Origin of the sequence: Achromobacter sp. ACM03 (assembly GCF_014851665.1) — a bacterium.
In the GTDB taxonomy this organism is placed as follows: domain Bacteria; phylum Pseudomonadota; class Gammaproteobacteria; order Burkholderiales; family Burkholderiaceae_B; genus Achromobacter; species Achromobacter aegrifaciens.
The window spans coordinates 1569629-1587711 of sequence record NZ_JACVAD010000001.1 but is presented as its reverse complement, the minus strand read 5'-3'; the positions used below and the strand labels follow the sequence as shown (position 1 = coordinate 1587711).

Sequence of the window (18083 nt, the reverse complement as noted above, 5' to 3'; positions counted from 1 at the left end):
CCACAGATGCGTCCGCGCCGCCGGACACCCAGAAAATCCCCTTACGGAAATCCTCCACATGAACCTACTGCTCCTCAGCAATTCCAGCAGCGACGCCGGCTATCTGGTCCACGCGCTGCCCGACATCCGCGAACTGATCGCGTCGCTGCCGCAAGGCGCGCCGGCCGTCTTCGTGCCGTACGCTGGCGTCACGCGCGACTGGGACGACTACACCGCGCTGGTGGCGTCGGCCCTGGCGGATACCGGCCTGGACATCCAGGGGCTGCATCGCGCCGAGGATCCCGTGGCCGCGCTGGAAGGCGCCGCGATCATCATCGTGGGCGGCGGCAACACCTTCAACCTGCTGGGCCAGCTGCGCCGCCAGGGCCTGCTGGACGTCGTGGCGCGCCGCGTGCGCGAGGGCGCGGCCTATCTGGGCTGGAGCGCAGGCTCCAACCTGAGCTGCCCCAGCATCTGCACCACCAACGACATGCCCATCACGGACCCGCAAGGCTTCGACGCCCTGGGCTTGCTGTCGTTCCAGATCAATCCGCACTACACCAATGCCCATCCGCCCGGACACCGCGGCGAAACCCGCGCCCAGCGCCTGGCCGAGTTCTGCACGCTGAATCCGCAGATGCCCGTGCTGGGCTTGCCGGAAGGCTCCGCGCTGCGCGTGCGCGGCAATCGAATCGACCTGGTCGGCCCGCACGACGCGCCGCTGTTCCTCGGCAACGAAGAGCCGCGCGTGTTCCGTCCGGGTCCCGTGGAGATCCCGGCATGAAGCACGTCATCGACGCCATCGAACTGCTGTCCTCTGCGCACATCACGGGCGAGGCCGTGGCCGAACAGCTGCGCGCGGCGGGCAACTGTGAAGTCGAAGTGACCCGGCTGGAGCGCGACGGCGCGGCCACCGAATTCCTGTCCATCGTCATTCCGGGCCTCGACGAAACCGCGCCGCAACTCGGCATCGTCGGCCGCCTTGGCGGCATCGGCGCGCGTCCGGCGGTCACCGGCCTGGTGTCCGACAGCGACGGCGCGGTGGTCGCGATTGCCGCGGCGTTCAAGCTGATGGCCATGGCGCGCCAAGGCGACGTCATGCCGGGCACCGTGCGCATCCGCACCCACATCTGCCCGCGCGCCGGCACGCGGCCGCACCATCCGGTGCCGATGATGCGTTCGCCATTCCCGATGCGCGAGATGATGTCGCATGAAGTCGACCCGCGCATGGACGCGATCCTGTCCGTCGACACCACGCGCGGCAACCGCCTGGTCAACAAGCGCGGCGTGGCGCTGACGCCGGTCGCGCGCCAGGGCTATCTGCTGCGCATTCCCGAGACCATGCTGGACGTCATGGGCTGGGTCAGCGGCGAACTGCCGGTGACCTTGCCGCTGACCACGCAGGACATCACGCCTTACGAAAACGGCCTGTGGCACGTGAACTCGTTGATGCAGCCCACGATCGTCACCGGCGCGCCGGTGGTGGGCGTGGCGCTGACCGCGCAGACCACTGTGCCGGGCTGCGCCACGGGCGTGACCAACGCCGTGGACGCCGACGTCGCCATGCGTTTCTGCATCGAGATCGCCAAGCTCTACGGGCAAGGCGCGATGAGCTTCGTCGACGAAACGGAATGGGCCGCCTTGCAGAGCCGCTACGGTTCGATGGCGCATCTGCAGACCGTGGGCCGCGAAAGCGCGGGCGAGGCATGAGCGCGCAGCCGCGCCGCGTGGCGTTCTTCACCATCGGCCAGTCGCCGCGCAGCGACGTGGTGCCCGAGATGGCCCCGCTTTTGGGCGCGCAGGTGCGCATCGACGAATTCGGCGCGCTCGACGGGCTGGACGCCGCGGGCCTGGCCGCGCTGGCGCCCAAGCCGGGCGAATACCGCTTCGCCACCCGCATGCGCGACGGCTCGCAGATCGAACTGGACGCGGCCGCCGCCGAGGCGCGCTTGGCCGAGGTCATGCGCCAGGCCGATGCCGCGGGCTATGACGTGCTGGTGCCGCTGTGCACCGGCACCGCGATCGCGCCGATGCGCACGCTGGTGGTGGAGCCGCAGCAGGTGGTGGACCACCTGGTCGTCGGCCTGGCCGAGCATTGCCGCAAGGTGGGCCTGGTGGTGCCGCTGGAGGCGCAGGTCGATGCCTTCCACATGGTCGTGCCGCTGTCCTGCGAGACCGTGGTCGTGCATGCCTCCCCCTACGAAGCCGACGCGGCCCAGGCCGCACTCAACTTCGAGCGGGCCGGCCGCGAACTCGCGTCCTGCGACCTGATCGTCATGCATTGCATGGGCTACGCCGAGCGCATGCGCCAGGCCGTGGCACAGGCCTCGGGCCGGCCGGTGCTGCTGTCCAACCGCATGGTGGCGCAGACGCTGGCGCAAATACTGGAATAACGCCGCAGGTACCGCTCCGCTACCGGGCCGCGCATGGATGCGCGGCGCGGTGTGGGACGGGCGAGCGGCGAGAGGAGACGAAGCGGGCTTCGTCAATCAATCGTTGGGAGTGTTTTTCATGTTCAGCCGTAATCTGCATCGCGCCGCTGGCGCACTGTTCGCCGTCACAGCCCTGACGGCCGCGCCGGCCTTCGCCGCCGACGCCTGGAAGCCCGCCAAGCCGGTGCGCCTCCTGGTGGGCTTTGCGCCCGGCGGTTCCGCCGATACCCTGGCGCGCCTCCTGGCCGAGCCGCTGTCGCAGCGCCTGGGCCAACCCGTCGTGGTCGAAAACCTGGCCGGCGCAGGCGGCAACATCATGGCGTACCGCCTGGCCCAGTCGCCGGCCGACGGCTACACCATCGGCATCGCCGCCGCCGGTTCCATGGCCATCACCCATGTCCTGAACCCCAAGGGCACCAACTACAAGCCGGCGGACTTCACGCCTGTCACGCTGGCCGCGGTGCAGCCCAACGTGGTCATCGTCAACAAGGACGTGCCGGCCAACAATCTGGCCGAGCTGAAGGAATACTTCCAGAAGACGCCGACCGCCACCTACGGCACTGCCGGCGTGGGCATTTCCAACCACCTGATCGCCGAGACCATGCTCTACAAGCTGGGCGTGAAGGTGCCGCACGCCGCCTACCGCGGCGCCGCGCCCGTCATCACCGACCTGCTGGGCGGCCACATCGCCATGACGATGGACAACATCTCCACCGCCGCGCCGCTGGCCTCGCAAGGCAAGGTCAAGGCCATCGCCGTGGCCTCGATCAAGCGCGCGCCGCAGCTGCCCAACGTGCCGACGCTGGACGAGCAGGGCCTGAAGGGCTTCGACATGCCGACCTGGCAAGGCGTGTTCGCGCCCGCCGGGCTGCCCGCCGACGTGCTGGCCGCCTACTACGCGGCCATGCAGGACGTGCTGAAGCAGCCCGCGCTGGTCGAGAAGATGGCCGGCCTGGGTTCCGAGCCGGTCACCGGCATGACGCCCGAGCAGTTTGGCCAGTTCCTGGAGAAGGACCGCCAGCAATGGGCCGACATCGTCAAGGCGGCCAACATCAGCCTGGAACAGTAAGCCGGGTTGTCCAACAAAAACCCTCCGGTGGCACGGAGGGTTTTTTTCATGGCGCGAGCCGCCGCGCTTGACTCTGAAGCCGCTACAGGCTTTGTCATGGTGCCTTTCCCCGACCAGGACAGCCATGAGCGACAGCCATCAGCACGGCGACGTGCGCGCCTTGCCCGAATCCCGCCTCTGGATTGCCTTGGGCCTGACCGGCAGCTTCATGCTGGTCGAGATCGCGGGCGGCCTGATCACAGGCAGCCTGGCATTGATTTCCGATGCCATGCACATGATGACCGACGCCATGGCCTTGCTGCTGGCGCTGGTGGCGATACGCGCCGGTCGCAAGGCGGCGGACCTGATGCGCACCTATGGCTACGCCCGCTTCGAGATACTGGCGGCGGCGGTCAATGCGCTGGTGTTGTTGGGCGTCGCGTTCTACATCCTGTACGAGGCCTACCAGCGCCTGTCGGCGCCGCAGGAGATCCAGTCGCTGGGGATGCTGGCCGTCGCCGTGGTGGGGCTCATCGTCAACCTGATCTCGATGCGCATGCTGGCAGGCGCCAAGGACGAAAGCCTGAACGTGAAGGGCGCCTATCTGGAGGTATGGGCCGACATGCTGGGCTCGATCGGAGTGATCGTCGGCGCTGTGCTCATCTGGTTCACGGGCTGGCGCTGGGTGGATTCGGCGCTGGCGGTGGGCATAGGCTTCATGGTGTTCCCGCGCACCTGGCTGCTGCTGCGCGAGTGCGTGAATATCCTGCTGGAAGGCGTGCCGCCGGGCATGAACCTGCAGGCCGTGCGCGCCGCCATCGCCGGCACGGCCGGTGTGGCTTCCATCCATGACATACACCTGTGGGCGGTGACGCAGAGCAATCCCATGCTCACGGGGCACGTGGTGCTGGCGGCCGGGGCCGACGGCGAACAGGTACGCCGGGCCATCGAGGACAGGCTGCAGGCGGATTTCGACCTGCACCATACGACGCTGCAGATGGAGCGCGAGGATCGTTCCTCGCAGGAGCATATCCACTGACGACGGCCGCATGAGCGGCAAGCCCGCAAGCAAATAAAAACCCCTGTCCGCAGACAGGGGTTCATCGGCAGCCAGGCCAGGCCGCGAGGCCTGCTCTTTTTATTTGCCTGGCACTCTGGCCGCGATCTCGGCGATCAGTCGCCGCGCCGCGTCCAGCTTGTCGGCGGCGGGCAGGGGATGGGTGCCTTGCTCGTCGAACAGCACCAGTTCGGTGGTGTCCGCATCCATGACCTTGTGCGCCAGGTTGCCCACCAGCAGCGGAATGCCCTTGCGCGTGCGCTTGGCTTCGGCGTGTTCGGCCAGCTTCTCGGTTTCGGCGGCGAAGCCGACGCACCAGGGGCCGTCGGGCAGCTTGGCCACTTCGGCCAGGATGTCCGGATTGGGTTCGAATTCCATCACGGGCGCGCCGCCGCCTTCGCTGGTCTTCTTCAGCTTCTGGTTGCTGACGTTCTTGACGCGCCAGTCGGCCACCGCGGCCACCGCGATGAAGATGTCCGCGTCGGCCGCGCTGGCCATCACGGCGTCGTGCATCTGGCGCGCGGTCGTGACCGACAGCGCGGTGACGCCGCGCGGCACCTGCAGGAAGGTGGCGCCGGTGATCAGCGTGACGCGGGCGCCGGCCTCGCGGGCGGCGCGAGCCAGCGCGTAGCCGGTCTTGCCCGACGAACGGTTGCTCAGCACGCGCACCGGGTCCACGGGTTCGGACGTGGGACCGGCGGTCAGCAGCACGTGGCGGCCGGCCAGCAGCTTGGGCTGGAAGAAGGCGATCAGGTCGGTCAGCAGTTCATGCGCTTCCAGCATGCGGCCATCGCCGGTTTCACCGCAGGCCTGTTCGCCGGCGGAGGGGCCCAGCACGCTGATGCCGTCGGCGCGCAGTTGTTCGACGTTGCGCTGCGTGGCCGGGTTGGCCCACATCTCGCGGTTCATGGCGGGCGCCACCAGCAGCGGACAGGCGCGCGCCAGGCACAGCGTGGACAGCAGGTCGTCGGCCATGCCGTGCGCCAGCTTGGCCATGAAGTCGGCGCTGGCCGGCGCAATCAGCACCGCGTCCGCGCCGCGCGTCAGGTCGATGTGCGCCATGTTGTTGGGCACGCGGGCATCCCAGGCATCCACGAACACCGGACGGCCCGACAGGGCCTGCATGGTGACCGGCGTGATGAAGTGCGTGGCCGCCTCGGTCATGACCACGTCGACGGTGGCGCCTTGTTCGGTCATGCGCCGCACCAGTTCGGCGATTTTGTAGCAGGCGATGCCGCCGGTCAGGCCGAGGACGATGCGTTTGCGGGCGAGGTCGAGCATGAGGGAGGCGGCGGGTTCAGCGCCGTGTAAACGAGGAACGGACAGTGATTTTATTCTGCATTGCGGCATTGCGCCTTTCGCGATGCGTTCAGGGGGCATCAAGCAGGACAAAAACCGTGGGAAATGCTGAAGGAAGCCGGGGCGTCGCGCCCCGGCCGGGCCATCTTCAGGCCTGGGTCTTGGCCTTGCGGCCGCGCAGGAGTTCGTCCAGCACCAGCAATATGGCGCCGCAGGTGATGCCCACGTCCGCCAGGTTGAAGGCGGGGAAGTAGGAGGTGTTCCAGTAGAACAGCAGGAAGTCCACCACGTGGCCATAGACCACGCGGTCGATGACGTTGCCGATGGCGCCGCCCAGGATCAGGGTCAGCGCCAGGCTGAAACGCGGCTGGCCATGGGTACGGCGCAGGATGATGGTGATGACCACCGCCGCCACGCAGCCCAGGCCGGTGAACAGCCAGCGCTGCCAGCCTTCTTCGGACGCCAGGAAACTGAAGGCGGCGCCGCGGTTGTACATCAGCGTGAAGTCGAAGACCGGCAGCACGTTGACGCGTTCGCCGTACTGGAACGAGGTGTTGAAGTAGACCTTGGTCAACTGGTCCAGCACGATGATGAGCAATGCCAGGGCCAGCCAGCCGCCCACGCGCGCCGGCGCGGCGCGGACGGGGGCGGCGCCCGTCACTCCGGGGTCGGAGGGGCGGGCCATGCTCAAGCCTTGTCGCGGGCTTCGCCCGTGCCGAACAGGTTGGACACGCAGCGGCCGCAGATCTCGGGATGATCCGCGTCCTGGCCCACGTCCAGGCGCCAGTGCCAGCAGCGTTCGCACTTCTTGTGCGTGGACGGCGTGACCTCGATGCGGGTCTCGCCTTCGCCCGCGTGCACCGTGGCGCGCGAGACGATCAGCACGAAGCGCAGGTCGTCGCCCAGGCTGGCCAGCAGTTCCTGGTCGGCGCCGTTGGCGTACAGGTCCACTTCGGCCTGCAGCGAGGAGCCGATGTCGCCGGCCGTGCGCACTTCTTCCAGCTTGCGCTGGACTTCGGCGCGGATGGCGCGCAGACGCGCCCACTTGGCCGACAAGGCGTCGGCATCGGCGAACGGGGGCAGCGCGTGGTAGACCTCGGTGAAGATCGTGGTGCGGGCGGCGTCGGCCTGGTTCTTCAAGGCCGAGTTGACCAGTTCCTTCCAGGCTTCTTCAGCGGTGAAGGACAGGATCGGCGCCATCAGCTTGAGCAGCGTCTGCGTGATGTCCAGCAGGGCCGTCTGGGCCGAGCGGCGCGCGCGGCTGTCCTCGGCCGAGGTGTACAGGCGGTCCTTCAGGATGTCCAGGTAGAACGCGCCCAGGTCTTCCGAGCAGAACGTCTGCAGGCGCGAGACGGCGGGGTGGAAGTCGTAGCGTTCGTAGTTGGCCTGGACCTCGGCCTGCATCTGCGCCGTCATGGCCAGCGCATAGCGGTCGATCTCGAACAGTTCGCCATAAGGAACGGACTGCGTCACCGCGTCGAAGTCGGCCAGGTTGGCCAGCAGGAAGCGCAGCGTGTTGCGGATGCGGCGGTAGCCTTCGACCACGCGCTTCAGGATCTCGTCCGAGATGGACAGTTCGCCCGAGTAATCGGTGGACGCCACCCACAGGCGCAGGATTTCCGCGCCCAGCGAGTCGGACACCTTTTGCGGGGCGATCACGTTGCCCACCGACTTGCTCATCTTGCGGCCCTGGCCGTCCACCACGAAGCCGTGCGTGAGCAGGGCCTTGTAGGGCGGTTGGCCGTAGAGCATGCAGCCAGTCAGCAGCGACGAATGGAACCAGCCGCGGTGCTGGTCCGAGCCTTCCAGGTACAGGTCGGCGGGCCAGGCGAGTTCAGCGCCATGCGAGCCGGCGAAGTCGCCGTCCTTGCCGCCCAGCACCGTGGCGTGCGTGCTGCCCGAGTCGAACCACACGTCCAGCGTGTCGCGGTTCTTTTCGTACTGGTCGGCTTCGTCGCCCAGCAATTCGCGCGGATCCAGCGTCTGCCAGGCTTCGATGCCGCCTTGTTCGACGCGCTGCGCCACCTGTTCCAGCAATTCAGAGGTGCGCGGGTGCAGTTCGCCGGTTTCCTTGTGCACGAAGAAGGCCATCGGCGTGCCCCATTGCCGCTGGCGCGACAGCGTCCAGTCGGGGCGGTTGGCGATCATGGCGTGCAGGCGGGCGCGGCCCCAGGCCGGATAGAAGGCGGTGGCGTCGATGCCGGCCAGCGCCGATTCGCGCAGGGTCGGGCCGCCGTCCTTGGGGGCCACGTCCATGCCGGCGAACCACTGGCTGGTGGCGCGGTAAATGATGGGGGTCTTGTGGCGCCAGCAGTGCATGTAGCTGTGCTTGTGCTTTTCCACGTGCATCAGCGCGCCGGCTTCCGTCAGCGCCTCGACGATCTTGGGGTTGGCGTCCCAGATGGACAGGCCGCCGAACAGCGCCAGGCTGTCCACATACTTGCCGTCGCCCATGACCGGGCTGATGAAGTCGGTGTCCTTCATGCCGTGCTCCTTGCACGAGATGAAGTCCTCGATGCCGTACGCCGGCGCCGAGTGCACCACGCCGGTGCCGGAGTCGGCCGTCACGTAGTCGCCCAGGTAGGCGGGCGACTTGCGGTCGTAGGCGGCGTTGAACTGCGCCAGCGGGTGGCGGAATTCGATGCCCGACAGCGCCGCGCCCGGGGCCGTGGCAATCACTTCGCCTTCCAGGTTCCAGGCTTTCAGGCAGGCTTCGACGCGTTCCTTGGCGATCAGCAGGAGCGGACCGAACTTGGGAACCGGCGTCACGCGCACCAGCGCGTATTCGATTTCGGGATGCAGGTTCAGCGCCTGGTTGGACGGGATGGTCCAGGGCGTAGTGGTCCAGATGACGATGGCGCCGTCTTCCACCGAGTCCAGGCCGAAGGCGCTGGCCAGCTTGGCGTGTTCGGCGAACGGGAAGGCCACGTCCACCGCCGGGTCGACGCGGTCGGCGTACTCGACCTCGGCTTCGGCCAGGGCCGAGCCGCAGTCGAAACACCAGTTCACGGGCTTCAGGCCGCGGAACACGTAGCCCTTGTCCAGGATGCGGCCCAGCGCGCGGATTTCGTCGGCTTCATTGCTGAAGTTCATCGTCATGTAGGGACGATCCCACTCGCCCAGCACGCCCAGGCGCTTGAAGTCCTTGCGCTGGCGGTCGATTTGTTCGAGGGCGTAGGCGCGGGCCTTGGACTGCACTTCCGCCACGGGCAGGTGCTTGCCGTATTTCTTTTCGATCTGGATTTCGATCGGCATGCCGTGACAGTCCCAGCCCGGCACGTAATGCGCGTCATAGCCGGCCATGTTGCGGCTCTTGACGATGATGTCCTTCAGGATCTTGTTGACCGCGTGGCCGATGTGGATGTCGCCGTTGGCGTAAGGCGGGCCGTCGTGCAGCACGAAGCGCGGCCGGCCGCGGCTGGCGGCGCGGATCGCCTGGTAGACGTGGTTTTCTTCCCACTGCGAAATCCAGGCGGGCTCGCGCTTGGCGAGGTCGCCCCGCATGGGGAAGGGGGTATCGGGCAGGTTGAGGGTCTTTTTATAGTCCATGAACGGCAAAATAGGCGCGCGCGTTTCGCGCGTCTTCGGCGATGGCGGCAGTCAGGGAAGGGAGGTCAGGAAATTTTTCTTCGTCCCGCAGCTTTTGCAGGAATTCGACGCGTACGAGTTTACCGTAAGCGTCGACGGTCTCGTCGAGCAGGTGCGACTCCAGCAGCACGCGGCCGCGGTCCTCGACCGTGGGGCGCACGCCCAGGCTGGCGACCGCCGGCAGCGGGCGGTCGGCCAGGCCGTAGACCTGCACCACATAAATGCCCGAGCGCGCGGCGCAGCGCTCGGCCACCCGCAGATTCATGGTGGGAAAGCCGAGCGTGCGGCCCAGCTTCTGGCCGTGGATCACGTGGCCGCTGATGTGGTACGGGTGGCCCAGCAGGTGGCGGGCGCGTTCCAGGTCGCCCACCGCCAGCGCGGTGCGCACCTCGGAACTGGAGATCCGGTGCCCTTGCTGGTCGGTCACGTCCGCCAGGGTCTGCACCTCGAAGCCATGGCGCAGGCCGGCCTCGCGCAGCAGGTCGATGTCGCCGCTGCGCTTGTGGCCGAAGCGGAAGTCCTCGCCCACCAGCAGCCATTTGGCATGCAGGCCCTGGACCAGCAATTGTTCGATGAAGGCGTTGGCCGACATTTCGGCCAGGCGGGCGTTGAAGCGCTCCACCACGACCTGGCTAATGCCGTAACGCGCCAGCGCCGCCAGCTTGTCGCGCAAACCCGAAATACGGGTGGGCGCCAGCTCCGGGCGTTGATTCAGGGTGGCGAAATACTCCCGCGGATGCGGCTCGAAGGTCATCACGGCGGGCGTCAGGTTGCGGTCGCGAGCGACTTGGCAGACGCGCGCCAGCATGGCCTGGTGTCCGCGGTGGACGCCGTCGAAATTGCCGATCGTCAGCGCGCAAGGGGCGCGCCGGTCGGGCGGGGGCAGGGATCGGTAGATGCGCAGCGATGGTTTCACGAGCGAGAGTTTACAATTTTGGATTCCGGGTTTGTTCCTGTCCTTACCTGCCGCGCGTCCAGGCTGTCGCCGCGCGCGGGATTGCGTAGGGCGGACGGGCCCGATTTCCCTTGGAATTCCTTATCTTGCCGGAAATATCTACCACCAAGCGCCGCATCGTCATCCTGATTTCGGGACGCGGCAGCAATATGCAGGCCTTGGCCGAGGCCTGCCGCAATGAAGGCTGGCCGGCCGAAGTCGCCGCCGTCATCGCCAGCAAGCCCGATGCCGCCGGCCTGGAATGGGCGGCCCAGCAGGGCATCCCCACCGGCGCGCTGTATCACAAGGACTACGCCAGCCGTGAAGCCTTCGACGCCGCGCTGGCCGCCGAGATCGACCGCTACGAACCCGATTACGTCATTCTGGCGGGCTTCATGCGCGTGTTGACGCCGGGCTTCGTCAATCACTATGCCGGCCGGCTGGTGAACATCCACCCGTCGCTGCTGCCGGCGTTTCCCGGGCTGCACACGCACGCCCAGGCCCTGGCCACCGGGGTGCGCGTGCACGGCTGCACCGTGCACTTCGTCACGCCGGTGCTGGACCACGGTCCCATCATCGCCCAGGGCTGCGTGCCGGTCCTGGCGGGCGATACGCCCGAATCCCTGGCCGAGCGCGTGCTGGCGGTCGAACACCGGGCTTTCCCGGCGGCGGTGCGCTGGCTGGCCGAAGGCCGGGTTACCCTGACCAGCGACCACCGCGTCAACGTGCAAGGCGATCCCGATCGCCTTTTCGCCTGGTCGCCGGCCGCCTGAGCGGCCCCGAATCGAATTTTTCGGGCGGAAGCCCTCCGCCCCACTGGAATACACCATGACCAAACCCCAATCTCCGCGTTCCCGTCCGGCTGGCGCCGCCAGGGCCGCGTCCGAAGGCCGCGACGGTCGGTCCTTCTTCTCGCGCCCCAAGGGCGAGGCGCGCGCCCCGATCGCACGCGACAGCGCCCGTGACGAGCGCTCCGGTGGCAGCCGCGACGAACGCTCGGCCGGCCGCCCGACGCCGCGCCCGTCCTACGACGCGCCGCGCGGCGAAGGACGCGGCGGTGAACGCGGTTCCTACGGTTCGGACCGTCGCGAGGGTCGACCGAGCCCGCGTCCGTCCTTCGATCCGGCGCGCGGCGAGGGCCGTGGCGAGCGCGGTTCTTATGGTTCCGAGCGCCGTGATGGCCGCCCGGGCCAGCGTCCGTCCTACGACGCCCCGCGCGGCGAAGGCCGCGGCGGCGAGCGCGCTTCCTATGGTTCGGAGCGCCGCGACGGCCGTCCGGGCCAGCGTCCGTCCTACGACACCCCGCGCGGCGAAGGTCGTGGCGGCGAGCGCGCTTCCTATGGTTCGGAACGCCGCGAAGGCCGCCCGGGCCAGCGTCCGTCCTACGACGCCCCGCGTGGCGAAGGTCGTGGCGGCGAGCGCGCTTCCTATGGTTCGGAACGCCGCGAAGGCCGTCCGGGCCAGCGTCCGTCCTACGACGCTCCGCGCGGCGAAGGTCGTGGCGGCGAACGCGCTTCCTATGGTTCGGAGCGCCGCGAAGGGCGTCCGGACTCGCGTCCGTCCTATGACGCCCCGCGTGGCGAAGGCCGTGGCGGCGAACGCGCCTCCTATGGCCCGGATCGTCGCGAAGGCCGCGCGGACTCGCGTCCGTCCTATGGCTCGCCGCGAGGCGATGATCGCGGCGGCGAGCGCGGCGGCGAACGCGGCCAGTATGGCGGCCCGCGCGGCGGCGATGGCGGCCAGGACCGCCCGCCCAAACCCCAATTCAATCGCCCGCGCCAATCGCACGCGGCGATCCGCATCGACCAGGTCCAGCGCGTCCTGGGCGAAATCCTGCAATGGACCTATCCGGCCGACGCGGCCCTGTCGCACTGGCTGCGCAATCATCCGAATCTGGGCGCGCGCGATCGCTCCGAGGTCGCTGAAGCCGTCTACGACGTGCTGCGCCATCTGCGCCGCTACCGCCAGTTCGGCGAAAGCGGCGTCGGTCCTGCTTCGCGCCGCCTGGCAATCCTGGGCCTGGCCGCGACGCTGGGCGCCGAGGCGCTGGCCGAAGGCATGGACGCCGGCGAAGCCGAATGGCTGCAGCGCGTGTCGCAGATCGACCTGGCGACACTGCCGCGCGCCGTGCGCGGCAGCATCCCGGACTGGCTGGACGAACGCCTGGGCGCCATGGACAGCCCGGAAACGCTGATCGAGGCGCTGAACCGCCAGGCCAGCCTGGACCTGCGCGTCAACCCGCTGAAGGTCGAGCGCGACGCCATGCTGGCCGAATTGCAGCAGGGCGCCGGCCGCTACGAACCTGTCGCCATGCCTTATTCGCCCTGGGGCATCCGCATGGAAGGCCGTCCGGCCATCAACCGTTGGCCGCAGTTCGAGAACGGCAGCATCGAAGTCCAGGACGAGGGCAGCCAGTTGCTGGCGCTGCTGGTGGCGCCGCGCCGCGGCGAAATGATCATCGACTTCTGCGCCGGCGCGGGCGGCAAGACACTGCTGCTGGGCGCGCTGATGCGCTCCACCGGCCGCCTGTACGCGTTCGACGTGTCCGCGGCCCGCCTGCAGCGCGCCAAGCCGCGCTTTGCGCGCAGCGGCCTGTCCAACGTGGTGCCGGTGGTCATCGACAGCGAAAACGACGCCCGCGTCAAGCGCCTGGCCGGCAAGGCCCAGCGCGTGCTGGTCGATGCCCCGTGCAGCGGCATTGGCACCCTGCGCCGCAATCCGGACCTGAAATGGCGCCAGCACCCCGAGGCGCTGGCCGAACTGGGCCAGCTGCAGGAACGCATCCTCAACAGCGCGGCGCGCTGCGTCGCCCCGGGCGGCCGCCTGGTGTACGCCACCTGCAGCCTGCTGGCCGAGGAAAACGAGGTCCAGGCCGAGCGTTTCCTCGCCAGCCATCCGGATTTCGAGCGCCTGGACGCCGCCGAGATCCTGGCCGCGCGCTGTGAAAACCTGAAGCTGGACGGCCCCTACGTGCAGCTGCGCCCCGACGTGCACGGCACCGACGGCTTTTTCGCCGCGGTATTCGAGCGCAAGAAGAAGGGCGCGGCGACCGTGGCCGAAGCAGCTTCGGAAGCGGACGAGGTTTCGACTGAAGAAACGTCCGACGGGGACGCGGCCGGTCCACAGGACCAGCCGGCCTGATCGGGAGCGCCGGGTCAGGGACCCGGCGTCACCACCACCGTGGCGCTGTAGCGGCGCGTGCCCAGGGTCTTGTTCTGGTACTTCACTTCCCAGGCCAGGCTGTCATTGCCTGGCTGGTCCGCCTGGTAGACCACCTGGGATACCGGCACGGTCTGGTAGGCGCAACGCCCGGAATCGCTGGACTGGCCCCGCGTCTGCATGATGTTGGCCTTGCCCAGGCGCGGCGTCATGGTGAGCGATACGCGCGGCGCGCGCAGCGCTAGGCAGTCCGATCCGCGGATCTCGTAGTACGAGGCCAGCACGGCGACGTCGCCCGATTTCAGCGTTTGCGCGGAAACGGTGGCGGGCAGGGCGGTGCCCAGCGCGGCCAGGGCGTAAAAAAATTGGGGACGGATTTTTTTCAGCAACATCAGTGGGACAAAAGAGACAGTTTGGTCGGTAAAGCACCCGCAGTGTGCGCCAGCCGCAAGTCCGCTTCAAGACCGGACGCCAAGCTGACAGGAACTTTAACGGCGAAATCGAGCCCAAACCTTGCGCCTTCGCGTATGCCCCCCACCTACCCTGGGGAGGACGGCCCTAGCGCCGCGTGCCGCAAGGCTCGGCCTCGCAACCCGCATTTTTGGTGGCGAGAGTGGGTTTTTGCCCTGAAAAACCGGGGCTTAGTCCTTGATTTCGCTCAAAAACTATTTTGAAACTACCTTGTCATAAGTCAGCCAAGGTAAGCTAAACTCCAGGCACTTCTCTAGCGAGGCTCCTAACAGCTTTATGGATTACATCCTTTCCTTCATTGCCGGCGGTCTGACCCAAGCCACTTGGTGGCAGGTTGTCGTGTTCACTCTGGTTGTGACGCACATCACGATTGTGTCGGTCACGGTCTTTCTCCATCGCAGCCAAGCGCACCGTGGTCTGGATCTGCATCCGGCCGTCATGCACTTCTTCCGTTTCTGGCTCTGGATGACGACCGGCATGGTCACCAAGGAATGGGTGGCCATTCACCGCAAGCACCACGCCAAGTGCGAAAAGGAAGGCGATCCCCATTCGCCCATCCTGTTCGGCATCTGGAAGGTGCTGTTCCGCGGCGCGGAACTGTACCGCGAAGAATCGAACAACAAGGAAACCATGGCCAAGTTCGGCCACGGCACGCCTGACGACTGGCTCGAGCGCAACGTCTACAGCAAGCACAGCCTGTGGGGCGTGCTGACCATGCTCGCCATCGACATCGCCCTGTTCGGCGCCATCGGCGTCACGGTATGGGCCGTGCAGATGGCCTGGATCCCCTTCTGGGCCGCCGGCGTCGTCAACGGCATCGGCCACTACTGGGGCTACCGCAACTACAACAGCCCGGACACCAGCACCAACGTGTTCCCCTGGGGCATCGTGATCGGCGGCGAAGAGCTGCACAACAACCACCACGCCCATGGCACGTCGGCCAAGTTCTCGGCCAAGTGGTACGAATTCGACATCGGCTGGTGCTACATCAACATCCTGAAGTTCTTCGGCCTCGCCAAGATCAAGAAGGTTGCGCCCAAGCTCAAGCTGGACGACAGCAAGACCGGCATCGACCTGCGCACCCTGCAGGGCGTGATCACGCACCGCTACGAAGTCATGGCCCGCTATGCGGACGTGATCAAGAGCGCCGCCCGTGAAGAGCTGGCCAAGCTGAAGGATTCGCGCAACAAGGACAGCGCCGAGTGCGACTGGACCAAGCTGCACAGCGTGCGCCGTGCCATCCACCGCAACGAGGACATCCTCCAGCCCGAACAGGTTGCCGCCGTGGATCAAGCCATCGCCCGCAACAAGTCGCTCGCCACGCTGGTACAGATGCGCCGTGAACTCGGCCGCATCTGGGAAAGCTCCAGCGCCAGCAGCGAACAGCTTCTTCATGACCTGCAGGCCTGGTGCCAGCGCGCCCAGCAAAGCGGCATCGCCGGGCTCGAGCAATTCGCTCAACGTCTGCGCCGCTACGCGGCATGATGCTAGAGAAGCTCAATCCTGAACAACGCGCCGCAGTAACGTTAGAACCGCAGCACGCCCTGGTCCTGGCCGGGGCGGGCAGCGGCAAGACCCGGGTGCTCACCACCCGCATGGCCTGGCTGATTCAAACCGGCCAGGCCTCGCCTTTTGGGCTGCTGGCGGTCACGTTCACCAACAAGGCGGCGCGCGAAATGCTCGCGCGCATGTCGGCCATCCTGCCGATCGATACGCGCGGCCTGTGGATCGGCACCTTCCATGGCCTGTGCAACCGCATGCTGCGCGCGCATCACCGCGATGCCGGCCTGCCGCAAAGCTTCCAGATCCTGGACGTCACCGACCAGCTCGCGGCGATCAAGCGCCTGATGAAGGCCAATGGCGTCGACGACGAAAAGTATCCTCCGCGCGACGTGCAGCGCTTCATCAACGGCGCCAAGGAAGAAGGCCTGCGTCCCGCCGACGTGGAAGCCTACGACGCCCATCGCCGTCGCCTGATCGAGATCTACCAGCTCTACGAGGCCCAGTGCCTGCGCGAAGGCGTGGTGGACTTTGCCGAGCTGCTGCTGCGCGCCTACGAACTGCTGTCGCGCAATGCGCCGGTGCGCGAGCACTACCAGCGCCGTTTCCGCCACATCCTGGTCGACGAGTTCCAGGACACCAACACGCTGCAGTACAAGTGGCTGCGCCTGTTGGCCGGCGGCGGCGCCGCAATCTTCGCGGTGGGCGACGACGACCAGTCGATCTATGCCTTCCGCGGCGCCAACGTCGGCAACATGGCTGACTTTGAACGCGACTACGCGCGCGGCACCGTGATCCGCCTGGAGCAGAACTACCGCTCTTTTGGCCACATCCTGGATTCCGCCAACGCGCTGATCGGCCATAACACCGGCCGCCTGGGCAAGAACCTCTGGACCGAGCAGGGCGACGGCGAGCCGGTGCGCGTCATCGAGCAGCCGTCCGACGGCATGGAAGCGCAGTGGATCGTGGACGAGATCCGCTCCCTGATCCGCGAAGGCAGCCTGCGCCGCGAGATCGCCGTGCTCTACCGCAGCAACGCGCAGTCGCGCGTGCTGGAACACGCCATCTTTTCCGCCGGCATTCCCTACAAGGTGTACGGCGGCCTGCGTTTTTTCGAGCGCCAGGAAATCAAGCACGCGCTGGCCTACCTGCGCCTGATGGCCAATCCGCACGACGACACCTCGTGGATGCGGGTCGTCAATTTCCCCACGCGCGGCATCGGCGCGCGCACGCTGGAGCAATTGGGCGACGCCGCGCGCGCGCACGACACCAGCCTTTACGCGGCCGTGGCCCTGGTGCCCGGCAAGGGCGGCTCCAACCTGGCGCAATTCGCGCAGCTGATCCATCGCCTGATCGAAGAGACCCGCGACCTGCCGCTGCCGGAAATGGTCGAGCACATGCTCGAGGCCAGCGGCCTGAACGCGCATTACAAGGCCGAACGCGAAGGCGCGGAGCGCCTGGAAAACCTGAGCGAACTGGTTACCGCCGCGGCGGTGTTCGCGTCCGAGGAAAACTACGACGGCATGCCTGCCGGCGTGGTGCCCGAACAGGACACGGCCTCCACGCTGAACGCGGGCGTGGTCGACGCGCCGGTCGTGGCATCCGACGGTTTGACTCCGCTGGCGGCGTTCCTGTCGCATGCGGCGCTGGAAGCGGGCGACAACCAGGCCCAGCAGGGCCAGGACGCCGTCCAGCTCATGACCGTGCACGCGGCCAAGGGCCTGGAGTTCGACGCGGTGTTCATCACCGGCCTGGAAGAGGGGCTGTTCCCGCACGAGAACAGCGTCCTGGAAGCTTCCGGACTGGAAGAAGAACGCCGCCTCATGTATGTGGCCATCACGCGTGCGCGCCAGCGCCTGTACATCAGCCTGGCGCAAAGCCGGATGCTGCACGGCCAGACGCGCTACGCGATGCGGTCGCGCTTCCTGGAAGAAATTCCCGAACAGCACCTGAAGTGGCTGTCGCCCAAGGCCGGCCTGGCCCAGGTTGGCGGCACGGGCGCCGGCTGGGGCGGCGGCAACCGCGGCGACGCTTTTGGCCGCAAGCCCACCAATACCATTGCGCCGCGTCAAGCCCGCAGCGTTACCACCGGCGTCACGGTGGGCGACAAGCAGTATCGTGTAGGTCAGGGCGTGCACCACGCGCGGTTCGGCGAAGGCACGATCATCGGCTTGAGCGGAGCAGGGCAGGACGCCCAGGCTGAAATCCAGTTCCGCGACGTGGGCGCCAAGACCTTGGCGCTGGGCATCGCCAAACTTGACATTGTTCAGGGTTGATACTCATGGCCGACAACGATACTTCCAAAGCCGAGCTGGCGTCGCTGCGCGCCGAGGTCGATGAAATCGACCAGCAGATCATGCTGCTGCTGGGCGTGCGGTTCCGCTGCACGGACATGATCGGCGAGCTCAAGCGCGATCTGGGCATGGACCTGGTGGATCCCAAGCGCGAGGAGCAGCAGGTCGCGCGCATCCGCCGCCTGGCGCAAGAGGCGGGCGTGCCGCCCGCGCTTGCCGAAACCATCCTGCGCGAAGTGATCGACACCGTGGTCGACCACCACACCCGCCTGCGCGAGCGCCCGTACTCGTAATGCCAGGCCGGCGGCGCATGGGAGCCTGC

General features: G+C 67.4%; 15 protein-coding genes. 10 read left to right on the top strand and 5 right to left on the bottom strand.

What is annotated here, in order from left to right; genetic code table 11:
* Positions 1–58 precede the first annotated feature (58 nt).
* The 5 genes from pepE to IB257_RS07260 all read left to right on the top strand — a co-directional run bounded on the left by pepE (position 59) and on the right by IB257_RS07260 (position 4498).
* Positions 59–763 (top strand): dipeptidase PepE, encoded by a 705-nt coding sequence (gene pepE / locus IB257_RS07280; protein ID WP_054456008.1) that lies wholly within the window; start codon positions 59–61, stop codon positions 761–763.
* Complete coding sequence (locus tag IB257_RS07275; protein ID WP_175181426.1) at positions 760–1689, top strand: DUF1177 domain-containing protein; 930 nt, start codon at positions 760–762, stop codon at positions 1687–1689. Before pepE ends, IB257_RS07275 begins: the two co-directional genes overlap by 4 nt.
* On the top strand, positions 1686–2372 hold the full coding sequence (locus IB257_RS07270; protein ID WP_192354906.1) for an AroM family protein: 687 nt from the start codon (positions 1686–1688) through the stop codon (positions 2370–2372). Before IB257_RS07275 ends, IB257_RS07270 begins: the two co-directional genes overlap by 4 nt.
* A gap of 118 nt (positions 2373–2490) precedes the next feature.
* On the top strand, positions 2491–3480 hold the full coding sequence (locus IB257_RS07265; protein WP_175163009.1) for a tripartite tricarboxylate transporter substrate binding protein: 990 nt from the start codon (positions 2491–2493) through the stop codon (positions 3478–3480).
* A 124-nt stretch (positions 3481–3604) separates the two neighbouring features.
* Positions 3605–4498 carry a cation diffusion facilitator family transporter gene (locus IB257_RS07260; RefSeq protein WP_192492097.1) on the top strand — a complete coding sequence of 298 codons (894 nt, stop codon included), beginning with the start codon at positions 3605–3607 and terminating at the stop codon, positions 4496–4498.
* A 99-nt stretch (positions 4499–4597) separates the two neighbouring features.
* Here the strand turns inward: IB257_RS07260 and coaBC are convergent, their stop codons facing one another.
* From coaBC to IB257_RS07240, 4 genes are all read right to left on the bottom strand, one after another.
* Positions 4598–5797 carry a bifunctional phosphopantothenoylcysteine decarboxylase/phosphopantothenate--cysteine ligase CoaBC gene (gene coaBC, locus IB257_RS07255; RefSeq protein WP_054456013.1) on the bottom strand — a complete coding sequence of 400 codons (1200 nt, stop codon included), beginning with the start codon at positions 5795–5797 and terminating at the stop codon, positions 4598–4600.
* 166 nt (positions 5798–5963) lie between these two features.
* Positions 5964–6500 carry a signal peptidase II gene (lspA, locus tag IB257_RS07250; RefSeq protein WP_054456015.1) on the bottom strand — a complete coding sequence of 179 codons (537 nt, stop codon included), beginning with the start codon at positions 6498–6500 and terminating at the stop codon, positions 5964–5966.
* Positions 6501–6502: 2 nt separating this feature from the next.
* The gene (gene ileS, locus IB257_RS07245; protein ID WP_119449335.1) at positions 6503–9364 is read right to left on the bottom strand and encodes an isoleucine--tRNA ligase; all 2862 of its coding nucleotides are present in this window, start codon (positions 9362–9364) and stop codon (positions 6503–6505) included.
* Positions 9354–10319, bottom strand: coding sequence for a bifunctional riboflavin kinase/FAD synthetase (locus tag IB257_RS07240; protein ID WP_054456020.1), 966 nt, complete (start codon positions 10317–10319; stop codon positions 9354–9356). The genes ileS and IB257_RS07240 overlap by 11 nt, the downstream gene beginning before the upstream one ends.
* Before the next feature lie 134 nt (positions 10320–10453).
* Here IB257_RS07240 and purN point away from each other — a divergent pair, with 134 nt between their 5' ends.
* Complete coding sequence (gene purN / locus IB257_RS07235; RefSeq protein WP_088159649.1) at positions 10454–11110, top strand: phosphoribosylglycinamide formyltransferase; 657 nt, start codon at positions 10454–10456, stop codon at positions 11108–11110.
* A gap of 1027 nt (positions 11111–12137) precedes the next feature.
* Positions 12138–13478 (top strand): RsmB/NOP family class I SAM-dependent RNA methyltransferase, encoded by a 1341-nt coding sequence (locus IB257_RS31830; protein ID WP_175162206.1) that lies wholly within the window; start codon positions 12138–12140, stop codon positions 13476–13478.
* Positions 13479–13492: 14 nt separating this feature from the next.
* On the opposite strand, the gene IB257_RS07225 is transcribed toward IB257_RS31830, so the two are convergent.
* Entirely contained in the window at positions 13493–13888 is a 396-nt protein-coding gene (locus IB257_RS07225) for a hypothetical protein (protein WP_175162139.1), read from the bottom strand.
* Between the two features lie 355 nt (positions 13889–14243).
* Between IB257_RS07225 and IB257_RS07220 the strand changes: the two genes are divergently transcribed.
* Genes IB257_RS07220 through IB257_RS07210 form a run of 3 tightly spaced genes read left to right on the top strand, consistent with a single transcriptional unit; the run spans position 14244 to position 18054 of the window.
* Positions 14244–15452, top strand: coding sequence for a fatty acid desaturase (locus IB257_RS07220; protein WP_054456025.1), 1209 nt, complete (start codon positions 14244–14246; stop codon positions 15450–15452).
* A complete protein-coding gene (locus tag IB257_RS07215; protein WP_059373632.1) occupies positions 15449–17743 on the top strand; it encodes a UvrD-helicase domain-containing protein in 2295 nt (764 codons plus the stop codon). The genes IB257_RS07220 and IB257_RS07215 overlap by 4 nt, the downstream gene beginning before the upstream one ends.
* Before the next feature lie 5 nt (positions 17744–17748).
* Positions 17749–18054 (top strand): chorismate mutase, encoded by a 306-nt coding sequence (locus IB257_RS07210; protein WP_054456030.1) that lies wholly within the window; start codon positions 17749–17751, stop codon positions 18052–18054.
* Positions 18055–18083: the final 29 nt, after the last annotated feature.

What these genes read in the sequence shown, in the direction of transcription:
- IB257_RS07260 (WP_192492097.1), top strand. Translation starts at nt 3,605, where the DNA reads ATGAGCGACAGCCATCAGCACGGCGACGTGCGCGCCTTGCCCGAATCC.
- IB257_RS07215 (WP_059373632.1), top strand. Translation starts at nt 15,449, where the DNA reads ATGATGCTAGAGAAGCTCAATCCTGAACAACGCGCCGCAGTAACGTTA.
- IB257_RS07220 (WP_054456025.1), top strand. Translation starts at nt 14,244, where the DNA reads ATGGATTACATCCTTTCCTTCATTGCCGGCGGTCTGACCCAAGCCACT.
- ileS (WP_119449335.1), bottom strand. Translation starts at nt 9,364, where the DNA reads ATGGACTATAAAAAGACCCTCAACCTGCCCGATACCCCCTTCCCCATG.
- pepE (WP_054456008.1), top strand. Translation starts at nt 59, where the DNA reads ATGAACCTACTGCTCCTCAGCAATTCCAGCAGCGACGCCGGCTATCTG.
- IB257_RS07270 (WP_192354906.1), top strand. Translation starts at nt 1,686, where the DNA reads ATGAGCGCGCAGCCGCGCCGCGTGGCGTTCTTCACCATCGGCCAGTCG.
- IB257_RS07275 (WP_175181426.1), top strand. Translation starts at nt 760, where the DNA reads ATGAAGCACGTCATCGACGCCATCGAACTGCTGTCCTCTGCGCACATC.
- lspA (WP_054456015.1), bottom strand. Translation starts at nt 6,500, where the DNA reads ATGGCCCGCCCCTCCGACCCCGGAGTGACGGGCGCCGCCCCCGTCCGC.
- coaBC (WP_054456013.1), bottom strand. Translation starts at nt 5,797, where the DNA reads ATGCTCGACCTCGCCCGCAAACGCATCGTCCTCGGCCTGACCGGCGGC.
- IB257_RS07225 (WP_175162139.1), bottom strand. Translation starts at nt 13,888, where the DNA reads ATGTTGCTGAAAAAAATCCGTCCCCAATTTTTTTACGCCCTGGCCGCG.
- IB257_RS07210 (WP_054456030.1), top strand. Translation starts at nt 17,749, where the DNA reads ATGGCCGACAACGATACTTCCAAAGCCGAGCTGGCGTCGCTGCGCGCC.
- IB257_RS07265 (WP_175163009.1), top strand. Translation starts at nt 2,491, where the DNA reads ATGTTCAGCCGTAATCTGCATCGCGCCGCTGGCGCACTGTTCGCCGTC.